11 protein-coding genes are annotated in these 9,104 nt (G+C 69.5%); 2 read left to right on the top strand and 9 right to left on the bottom strand.

What is annotated here, in order from left to right:
- Positions 1 to 82: 82 nt before the first annotated feature.
- Together sucD and sucC are read right to left on the bottom strand one after the other, a co-directional pair.
- The gene (sucD, locus tag QRO03_RS00470; RefSeq protein WP_285135562.1) at positions 83 to 985 is read right to left on the bottom strand and encodes a succinate--CoA ligase subunit alpha; all 903 of its coding nucleotides are present in this window, start codon (positions 983 to 985) and stop codon (positions 83 to 85) included.
- 19 nt (positions 986 to 1,004) lie between these two features.
- Positions 1,005 to 2,168 carry an ADP-forming succinate--CoA ligase subunit beta gene (sucC, locus tag QRO03_RS00465; protein ID WP_285135561.1) on the bottom strand — a complete coding sequence of 388 codons (1,164 nt, stop codon included), beginning with the start codon at positions 2,166 to 2,168 and terminating at the stop codon, positions 1,005 to 1,007.
- 208 nt (positions 2,169 to 2,376) lie between these two features.
- Here sucC and QRO03_RS00460 point away from each other — a divergent pair, with 208 nt between their 5' ends.
- Positions 2,377 to 3,405, top strand: a complete 1,029-nt coding sequence (locus tag QRO03_RS00460) for a zinc-binding dehydrogenase (protein WP_285135560.1) — start codon at positions 2,377 to 2,379, stop codon at positions 3,403 to 3,405.
- On the opposite strand, the gene QRO03_RS00455 is transcribed toward QRO03_RS00460, so the two are convergent.
- A complete protein-coding gene (locus QRO03_RS00455; RefSeq protein WP_285135559.1) occupies positions 3,371 to 3,580 on the bottom strand; it encodes a hypothetical protein in 210 nt (69 codons plus the stop codon). The genes QRO03_RS00460 and QRO03_RS00455 overlap by 35 nt on opposite strands.
- A gap of 108 nt (positions 3,581 to 3,688) precedes the next feature.
- Here QRO03_RS00455 and QRO03_RS00450 point away from each other — a divergent pair, with 108 nt between their 5' ends.
- Complete coding sequence (locus QRO03_RS00450) at positions 3,689 to 4,099, top strand: RidA family protein (RefSeq protein WP_285135558.1); 411 nt, start codon at positions 3,689 to 3,691, stop codon at positions 4,097 to 4,099.
- 23 nt (positions 4,100 to 4,122) lie between these two features.
- Here the strand turns inward: QRO03_RS00450 and QRO03_RS00445 are convergent, their stop codons facing one another.
- From QRO03_RS00445 to QRO03_RS00420, 6 genes are all read right to left on the bottom strand, one after another.
- Positions 4,123 to 5,001 carry an ABC transporter permease gene (locus tag QRO03_RS00445; protein WP_285135557.1) on the bottom strand — a complete coding sequence of 293 codons (879 nt, stop codon included), beginning with the start codon at positions 4,999 to 5,001 and terminating at the stop codon, positions 4,123 to 4,125.
- Positions 4,998 to 5,897 (bottom strand): ABC transporter ATP-binding protein, encoded by a 900-nt coding sequence (locus QRO03_RS00440; protein WP_285135556.1) that lies wholly within the window; start codon positions 5,895 to 5,897, stop codon positions 4,998 to 5,000. Before QRO03_RS00440 ends, QRO03_RS00445 begins: the two co-directional genes overlap by 4 nt.
- Positions 5,898 to 6,344: 447 nt before the next feature.
- Positions 6,345 to 6,947, bottom strand: coding sequence for a response regulator transcription factor (locus QRO03_RS00435; protein WP_285135555.1), 603 nt, complete (start codon positions 6,945 to 6,947; stop codon positions 6,345 to 6,347).
- Complete coding sequence (locus QRO03_RS00430) at positions 6,944 to 8,110, bottom strand: sensor histidine kinase (protein ID WP_285135554.1); 1,167 nt, start codon at positions 8,108 to 8,110, stop codon at positions 6,944 to 6,946. Before QRO03_RS00430 ends, QRO03_RS00435 begins: the two co-directional genes overlap by 4 nt.
- A gap of 43 nt (positions 8,111 to 8,153) precedes the next feature.
- Positions 8,154 to 8,714, bottom strand: a complete 561-nt coding sequence (locus tag QRO03_RS00425; protein ID WP_285135553.1) for a GNAT family N-acetyltransferase — start codon at positions 8,712 to 8,714, stop codon at positions 8,154 to 8,156.
- A 25-nt stretch (positions 8,715 to 8,739) separates the two neighbouring features.
- Positions 8,740 to 9,039 carry a hypothetical protein gene (locus tag QRO03_RS00420; protein ID WP_285135552.1) on the bottom strand — a complete coding sequence of 100 codons (300 nt, stop codon included), beginning with the start codon at positions 9,037 to 9,039 and terminating at the stop codon, positions 8,740 to 8,742.
- Between the last annotated feature and the right edge of the window lie 65 nt (positions 9,040 to 9,104).

Here is a 9,104-nt window from a genome sequence, read left to right as displayed (position 1 = left end):
CGCGATGCGCCCGGCTGAGAGATCGCCAGACACGAGAAAGGGCCCGGATGCCATGGCATCCGGGCCCTGCGGAGAGCGCTGCTTACAGGCTCTCGATGATCTCGCGCATCAGCGAAGCCGCCTCGGACGGCGTCTTGCCGACCTTGACACCGGCGGCCTCGAGGGCCTCCTTCTTCGCCTGAGCCGTACCGGCCGAGCCGGAGACGATGGCGCCGGCGTGGCCCATGGTCTTGCCTTCGGGAGCGGTGAAGCCGGCGACGTAGCCGACGACCGGCTTGGTGACGTTGGCCTTGATGAAGTCGGCGGCGCGCTCTTCGGCGTCTCCGCCGATCTCGCCGATCATGACGATGGCCTTGGTCTCGGGGTCGGCCTCGAACGCGGCGAGGGCGTCGATGTGCGTGGTGCCGATGACCGGGTCGCCGCCGATGCCGATGGCGGTCGAGAAGCCGAGGTCGCGGAGTTCGAACATCATCTGGTAGGTCAGGGTGCCCGACTTCGAGACGAGACCGATGGGGCCCTTGCCGGTGATGTTCGCGGGCGTGATGCCCACGAGCGCCTCGCCGGGGGTGATGATGCCGGGGCAGTTCGGGCCGATGATGCGGGTCTTCTCGCCCTTGGACTTCGCGTAGGCCCAGGCCTCGGCGGTGTCGCCGACGGGAACGCCCTCGGTGATCACGACGAGCAGCGGGATCTCGGCATCGATGGCCTCGACCATCGCGTCCTTCGTGAAGGCCGGGGGCACGAACGCGATCGAGACGTCGGCGCCGGTCTCGCGGATGGCCTCTTCGACCGACGCGTAGACGGGCAGCTCGACGTCGTTGCCGGAGGCGTCCTTGTGCGTGACCGTGGTGCCGGCCTTGCGGGCGTTCACGCCGCCGACGACCTGCGTGCCGGCCTTGAGCATGAGGGCGGTGTGCTTGGTGCCTTCGCCGCCGGTGATGCCCTGGACGATGACCTTGGAGTCCTTGTTGAGGTAGATCGACATTTCTCTGTGTCCCTGTCCCTTACGCGTTGGCCAGTTCGGCGGCCTTGTCGGCGCCCTCGTCCATACCTGCGGCGAGGGTGACGAGCGGGTGGTTGGCGGCGGCGAGGATCTCGCGGCCCTCCTCGACCTGGTTGCCGTCGAGGCGCACGACGAGGGGCTTCGTCGCGGTGTCACCGAGGATCTCGAGGGCCTTCACGATGCCCTCGGCCACGGCGACGCACGAGGTGATGCCGCCGAAGACGTTGACGAAGACGCTCTTGACCTGCTCGTCGCCGAGGATGACGTCGAGACCGGCGGCCATGACGGTCGCCGAGGCTCCGCCACCGATGTCGAGGAAGTTCGCGGGCTTGACGCCGTTGTGCTTCTCACCGGCGTAGGCGACGACGTCGAGGGTCGACATGACCAGGCCCGCGCCGTTGCCGATGATGCCGACCTGGCCGTCGAGCTTGACGTAGTTCAGGTCGTGCTGCTTGGCCTTGGCCTCGAGCGGGTCGGCCGCGTCCTTGTCTTCCAGCGCCTCGTGATCGGGGTGGCGGAAGCCGGCGTTCTCGTCGATCGAGACCTTGCCGTCGAGGGCGATGATGTCGCCGTCTTCGCTCTGGATGAGGGGGTTCACCTCGACGAGGGTGGCGTCCTCGCCCTTGTAGACGTTGAAGAGCTTGACGAACACGTCGGCGACCTTGGGTGCCAACTCGTCGTCGAACTTCGCGGCCTTGGCGATCTCGAGGGCCTTCTCGGGCGTGATGCCGTCGAGCGGGTCGACCTCGACCCGCGCCAGCGCCTCGGGGCGCTCGACGGCGAGCTCTTCGATCTCCATTCCGCCCTCGACGCTCGAGAGCGAGAGGTAGGAGCGGTTGGCGCGATCGAGCAGCACCGAGAAGTAGAACTCCTTGGCGATGCGAGCACCGGCGGCGACCATGACGCGCTTGACGACGTGGCCCTTGATGTCGAGACCGAGGATGGCCTGGGCCGCCTCGAACGCCTCGTCGGGGGTCTTGGCGACCTTCACGCCGCCGGCCTTGCCGCGGCCTCCGGTCTTGACCTGAGCCTTGACGACGACGACTCCACCGAGCTTCTCAGCGGCCGCCTTCGCCTCCTCAGGGGTGTCGGCGATGATGCCGGCGAGTACCGGCACCTCGTACTTCTCGAACAGATCACGTGCCTGGTACTCGTAGAGATCCACGGACAATCCTTCGCTGGGCGATCGGTGGTGGGAGGAGGCGAAGTCTCTTGATATCAAGAGATCTTCGCCAATCCACAACCCTACCCGACCAGGCCGAAACCCCCCGACCCGCACCCCTACGAACGGAGGGATGCCACGTCTCGGCGCCCCCGCGTGCGCCGCGTCGCGGCAGGGGCTAGCCTCTCCCCATCCGACGACGGGAGCCATCGTGCACGCTGCTTCTTTCTCGCGCACGGGCGACCCGTCGGTGATCGAGTGGGGTGAGCTCCCCGATCCCGCGCCGGGGCCCGGACAAGTGCGGGTGCGTCCTCAGGCGGTGGCCGTGGATGCCGTGGACACGCTGGTCCGCTCCGGCCGCTGGAACACCCCGCTGGCGTTCCCCGTCGCGGTGGGCCGCGATCTCGTCGGCGTCGTCGATGCCCTGGGGGCCGGCGTCGACGACCTCTCCCCCGGCGATCGGGTCTGGACGAGCTCCGCGGGCTACGCCGGACGCCCCGGTGCGACCGCCGAGCTCGTCGTCGTCGATCGCGACCGCCTGTACGACGTGCCGGATGCCGCCGACCCCGTCGCCTTCGTCGCCTCGCTGCACCCGGCGACCACCGCCGTCGCCGCGCTGCACCTGCGCGCGGCCGTGCAGGCCGGCGAGACGCTCGTCGTGTTCGGGGCGAACGGCGCGGTCGGCGCCGCGCTCGTGCAGGAGGGCGTGGCATCCGGCGCCGATGTCGTCGCGGTCGTCCGCGACCCGCGCGCGGCGGACGTCCTCGGGGAGTGGGGTGCCGAGGTCGTCGTCGCCGACGCCGGCTCCGCGGCCGAGGCGGTGGCGGAGCGGCGCCCGCACGGCATCCATGTCTTCATCGACACCACCGGTCGGGCCGACACGGCGTCCGCGGTCCGACACCTCGCCTCGCGGGGGCGGGTGATCGTCCTGGCGGGGCGAACCTCGGCCGACATCGACCTGTGGTCGCTGCAGGTGCGGGAACTGCGCGTCGAGGGCTTCATCCTCAGCGCCCTCGACGCCTCGGAACTGCGAGAGGTCGCGACCCGGGTGAACGCGCGATGGGCCACCGGGCGGCCCCTGACCGCCCACGTCGGCGAGGTGCTCGGATTCGCGGATGCCGCTGACGCGCACCGGCGCATGGAGTCGGGCGATCTGCCGCGCACCGAGGACGGCTTCGTCGGACGCCTGGTGCTCGTCCCGAGCGCTACTTCGTCGGCCGCACGACGAACCACGCGATGACCGCACCGATGATGCCGACGAAGAGTCCGATCGAGATCCCGAACCCGACCCCGATCGCCGGCACGAGCATGCCGAGCACGGGACCCGCGATCATGCCGACGACGACCCCGATGATGATGTACCGCGTCAGTCCCGCGTCTGCCGCCGCCTTGCCGCCCGCTGCTTTCTCACCCATGCGGCGACCGTAGCGACGGGGGCCGGTCGGGTGCCAGACCTTGACGGGGTGGGCGCGTGCCCGCATGGGTACGCTCGATCGCACCGTCGTCACGCGAAAGGCGCGCACATGCCCTCCGCCGTCAGGCTCATCCGCTCCTCCGCCCTCGCCGATGTCGCGGAGTACGCCTACGCCGCCACCGCCCCGGCCGACGCGCGCCTCATCTTCCTTGCCGGTTCGTGCCCGCTGGATGCCACCGGGGCCACGGTCGGAGTCGGTGACCACGCGGCGCAGGCTGCGCAGTGCATCGCGAACCTGCGCACGGCGCTGGCCGACGCGGGCGCCGAGATCACCGATGTCATCAGCACGCGCGTGCTCGTCGCCTCGACCAAGCGGGCCGACCTCGTCGCCGCGTGGAGCGTCGTGCGCGACGCCTTCGGCACTCACGACGTGCCGAGCACCCTGCTCGGCGTCACCGTGCTCGGCTACGACGACCAGCTCGTCGAGATCGAGGCGGTCGCCGCCGTCGTGGACCCGTGACCCGGGCGAGGGTGGAGTGAGCCTCAGCGGATCCGACGAGCGAGTTGGATGGCGCCGAGGGCAACGAATACGACGGACACCGCCGCCAGAACTCCTATGGCGAAGGCGGAAGTGACCGCGAAGTCACCGACCTTCGCAGTGATTCCATAAAAGGTGCGAACGGCATCAGCGGCTTGCCCCTGGCTACCGGCGAGGGCATCCAACGCCTGAGCGGTCATCGGCTGGCGAATCAACATCGCCGATTGCGCGAAGGGCAGCGCGTTCATCACATTCACGATTCCCTCCGGGAGCGTCCCGACCGGAATGTAGGTACCGGCCAGGAAGCCGATGACGCTCCCGACCACGGTGGAGAGGGCTGCGAACGCCCCCGAACTGCGGAGGAAGGTGGCGATGAAGCTCGATATCGCCGCGAACGCCACGCTGGACAAGACGACGTACCCGAGCGTCTCCCCGGTTTCGGTGAGCGTCATCACCGCATCGCCTTGCGTGAGCAGGTACACCTGACCCACCGCGACGATGATCAGCGTCATGGCGAGGGAGATGAGGAAGCTCGACAGCAGGTAGCCGAGGATGAGTTCCAGCCGACGGAGGGGCGACACGATGAAGTCGCCGAAGCGTCCACTCGCGCGGTCGTCCACGAACACCGTCATCGCCCCGAGCGCCGTCGTCAGCGTCGTGATCATCGTGATGCCCGCGAACACCCAGGCGTTCACGAACGCGTGGATGTCGCCCGAGTCGGCATCCGGGAATGCCTCCGTGAGGTTGTCGACCTGGAGATCGCCGAGGAACAGCGCGTAGAGGGCGATGAGGATGAGAGCCGACAGCAGCGAGAAGAAGACCCCCGCGCGATCCCGGAAGAACAGGCGCAGATTCCGCCCGATGAGGAGAGAGACGGGCCTCACGCTGATCGACCCCCCGTCACGTTGAGGAAGACGTCGTCCATGGTTCCGTGGCGGAATTCGAAGTCGGTGATCTGAGGCGAGAGGAGCACGGATTTGGCCTGCTCGGCCCGCTCGACGGCGACCCGTACGACGTCTCCGACCTGCTCTGCAGACAGTCCCCGAGTGCGGCACTCGCCGAGGAAACCGTCCACGTCGGAAACCCGGACAGTGAGGACGCTGCTGCTGTGGAGCGATCGGAGGTGAGCGGGGGTGCCCTCGGCCACGATCTCGCCCCGGTCGATGATGCACACCTGATCTGCGCGTTCGGTCTCTTCCATGTAATGCGTCGTCAGGAAGACGGTCATCGCGTGATCGGCTCGCAGTTGCGCGATAGCCGACCAGATCTGCTCACGCGACTGCGGATCGAGACCCGCCGTCGGTTCATCGAGGAAGACCACTCGCGGGCGATGGATGATCGCGCGAGCGATGTCGGCGCGGCGCTTCTGGCCGCCGGAGAGCAGCCCATAGCGACGGTCCAGAACGCCTCCGAGTCCGACCAGCTCGGAAAGCTCCGCGATCCGGTGGGCGGCGTCGCGTCGACGGAACCCGTAGAAACCCGCGCGGATCGCGAGGTTCTCGCGAACAGAGAGCAGGGGGTCGAGCAGGGATTGCTGGAAGACGGCCCCGATGATCTGACGCACCGCATCCGACTCGTCCACCGCGTCGAACCCCTGTACGCGAATCGTTCCCGACGTGGGACGCAGGGTCGTGGTGATGCAGCCGATGGTCGTGCTCTTGCCCGCGCCGTTCGCTCCGAGGAAAGCGAAGAGGGATCCGGTGTCCACCTCCAGCGACAGATCTCGTACGGCCTGGAAACTGCCGTAGGTCTTGTGCAGATGTCTCACTTCGATCGTCACGACGCGCCCTTCGGAATGTCCACATGTGGACGCTAACGGTCCGAGCCGCGGCGCCCGCTCGGGCTATCCCCGGAAGCACGGGCTTCTCGCGGTTCTCCCGTTCGGGCTTCACCCGCGAGGTACTCGCTGCGCTGGCGGGGGTCGCCCCCGTCGCGCGTACCGAGCCAGGCACGAGTTCGCAGATTGGTACGGCGTATCTACCTCGATTGAGCTGTCCCGAGACACAACACCGCCGCGGTCGTCTGCGGGCGGGCTTCACCCGCGCGGCAGCCGCCCGCGGAGGAGGTTTCGCCACCGCGTGTGCCTCTGCTCATCGGGCGACGCGAACTCCGTACTGACGAAACAGAGAACTGGTCGTCGTCTTCGCCCCTGATCGGATCGCCGCGACGAGTTGATCGCGCAACGGTCCGGGGAAGGCCAACTCGACCACCGGCAGATAGTCCCGCATCAGATCCACCCCCGCTCCCGCGCGTGGATCGTGGCCTGCTGCCGACTCGCCAACCCGAGCTTGCCGAGCACCGACGACACGTGATTGCGCACCGTTCCGGCCGACAGGTGCAGCGCCGAGGCGATCTCGGCGACCGTCTCTCCTCGCGCCCCGGCGCGCAGCACGTCGAGTTCGCGGTCGGTGAGGGGGCTCCGCTCGTCGCTGAGGGCGTCGGCGGCGATCTCGGGGTCGACGTAGCGACGCCCGGCGGCGACCTCGCGGATCACCGCGGCCACGTCATCCGCGGGCCGCGACTTCGGCAGGAACCCGTCGACGCCCGCGCCCAGCGCGCGCCGGAGCACGCCGGGCCGTGCGTGGCGCGTGACGATCACGCAGCGCGAGGGCACGCCGCGCAGGATTCGCGCGGCGGTGTCGACGCCGTCGAGACCGGGCATCTCGAGGTCGAGCAGGCACACGTCGGGGCGCAGGCGCTCGGCCTCGGCGAGCGCACTCTCACCGTCGCGGCATTCGGCGACGACCTCGAGGTCGTCTTCGAGCCGCAGCAACGCGGCGAGCGCCGTGCGGATCATGTCTTCGTCGTCGGCGATGAGCACGCGGATCATGCCGTCACCCCCTCGGGCACGTGGACGGTGAGGCGGAATCGGTCGCCGAGCCGGGTGGCATCCATTGTTCCTCCGACGGTGCCGACGCGGTCGGCGATGCCCGAGAGTCCGGCCCCGTCGCCCACCGGCGACGCGGCTCCGCGGGCGTCGTTCTCGACCGTGAGCACCCAGGCTCCCTCGTGGCGGGCGAGGGAGAGGGATGCCGAGCCCCCGCCGCCGTGTTTCAGCACGTTCGTGGTCGACTCGCGCACGACCGGGCCGAGCACGTCGGCCGGCGCCCCGCCTGCCTCGCTGTCGACGAGCAGGTCGACGGTGAGTCCCGCGGCCCGCAGCAGGTCGGCGGCGTTGGCGAGTTCGTCGGGCAGGGGGACGCCGCGGAACCGCGCCGCGAGGTCACGGGTGCCGCGACGCGCCTCGTCGACGCTCGTCCGCGCCGCCCGCACCTGTTCGACGGCGGCCTCGGGGTCGCGGCCCATCATCTTCTCGGCGAGTTCGAGCTGCAGGGCGATCACCTGCAGGTGGTGTCCCTGCAGGTCGTGGAGGTCGCCCGCGAGACGCAGGCGCTCCTGCGCTGCGGCGAGGCGCCCCTCGGCGCGACGCGCACGGTCGAGTTCGCGCACGATGTCCCACCACCACAGCGACGTCGCCGACAGCGGCGGAAGCATCGCGATGAACAGCGCGAGTCCGAAGAACGCGGCGACGTAGCCGTCGGGGTTGAAGCGGGTGGCATCCACGATCCAGGTCGCCACGATCACGACGATGAGCAGCGTCGCGAGACGCAACCGGATGCCGTTTCGCCACCGCACGAGGCAGAGCGCCTGCGCGGAGAGGGCGACGGCGAGCATCAGAGACCCGACGGCTGCGCCGGTGACGGCGCCGAAGACGACCCCCGCCACCACGAGCGGCCAGACGGGATGCGTCGCGCCGGCGTCGCCGTCGTCGAGCGGCTCACGGCGGTAGCGCATCAGCAGCAGGACGGCGGATGCCGTGGCCCCGACCGCGCCGACCAGGTACAGCGCGATGGTGAGCGGCGAGGCGTCGAGCACGACGACGACGGCCCAGATGACGAGGGCGAAGACCTGCAACGACAGGATCGACGCGACGGTGTACCACCAGGTGACGCGGACGTCACGGGCGTAGGCGGCGGCGGAGGAGGTGCTCACCCCGGCCACTGTACGGCCGTGACATTCGTCACGGGTGGCGGAATCAGTCGGTGTGCAGAACCCGGCCGTAGAGGAGCATGTCGCGTCGTCGGTCACCGATGCGGTGATAGCTGTGGAGGAGCCCTTCGCGTTCGTATCCGGCTCGTTCGGCGGTGCGGATAGACGGCGCGTTCCACGGCTCGATGTAAAGGCCGATGCGGAACAGGCCCGGCACGGTCGCGCCGAAGACGGTCAGGGCGGTGAGCGCATCGGCCGCGTAGCCCTGGCCGCGAGAGGAGGGGGCGACGACGTATCCGGCGGTGGCGCGACCGGCTCCGAGCTCGGCCGTCCACAGGCCGCAGTGCCCGATGGCCTTTCCGGTGGCGGCATCCGCCATGGTGAAGGAGAACCCCGCCCCTTCCCCGTGTCGGCCCTGTTGCTGCGCGATCCACGCACGCGCGTGCTGCTCGGTGGCATCGGCGGGAAGGGTGCCCGTCTGCGCGATGTACGGGTCGGTCGCCAGCTCGCGCACCATGGCGAGGTCGCTGTCGATCACCTCGCGCAGCAGGATGCGGCCGTGCACGGGCGGCGTGTCGGGCCAGGGTGGCAGAGGCATCGGCGGCATGGGTCCATCCTGCCCGTGCCGCGGGTCAGTCGCTCCGATCGACGTCGCGGTGACCGTCCGTCAGGTCTATCAGCGCGCGGTCCCAATCCTCGCTCGTCTCGGTCGGGCGGTCGAGTGGTGCGGCATCCATCGACCGCGGCGGCGTCCATCCGTCGGCCGCGGACTGCGCCGCACCCGCGCTCATGACGGGCCCGAGGGCGGAACGCACGCCCTCCCTGCGCCGACCGGCACGGCGATGGAACAGCGCGATCGACAGGCGGGCCAGGATGCCGATCGCGAGCACGGCGAAGAAGAAGTACTGCAGCGCGGCGAAGATCGGGGGCATCTCGTGTCCTCCTTCCGCCGCAACCGTTGAGGGTGTCAGACGCTACCCGGTCCGCGGGCTGCGCG

The organism is Microbacterium sp. lyk4-40-TSB-66 (assembly GCF_030209475.1).
GTDB lineage: Bacteria > Actinomycetota > Actinomycetes > Actinomycetales > Microbacteriaceae > Microbacterium.
Note: the sequence above shows the minus strand (reverse complement) of the source record. Positions and strands in the feature narration are given on the sequence as shown.

Coding starts and splice junctions, on each gene's coding strand:
- sucD (WP_285135562.1), bottom strand. CDS start 985: ATGTCGATCTACCTCAACAAGGACTCCAAGGTCATCGTCCAGGGCATC.
- QRO03_RS00455 (WP_285135559.1), bottom strand. CDS start 3,580: ATGGGTGAGAAAGCAGCGGGCGGCAAGGCGGCGGCAGACGCGGGACTG.
- QRO03_RS00450 (WP_285135558.1), top strand. CDS start 3,689: ATGCCCTCCGCCGTCAGGCTCATCCGCTCCTCCGCCCTCGCCGATGTC.
- QRO03_RS00435 (WP_285135555.1), bottom strand. CDS start 6,947: ATGATCCGCGTGCTCATCGCCGACGACGAAGACATGATCCGCACGGCG.
- QRO03_RS00425 (WP_285135553.1), bottom strand. CDS start 8,714: ATGCCGCCGATGCCTCTGCCACCCTGGCCCGACACGCCGCCCGTGCAC.
- QRO03_RS00420 (WP_285135552.1), bottom strand. CDS start 9,039: ATGCCCCCGATCTTCGCCGCGCTGCAGTACTTCTTCTTCGCCGTGCTC.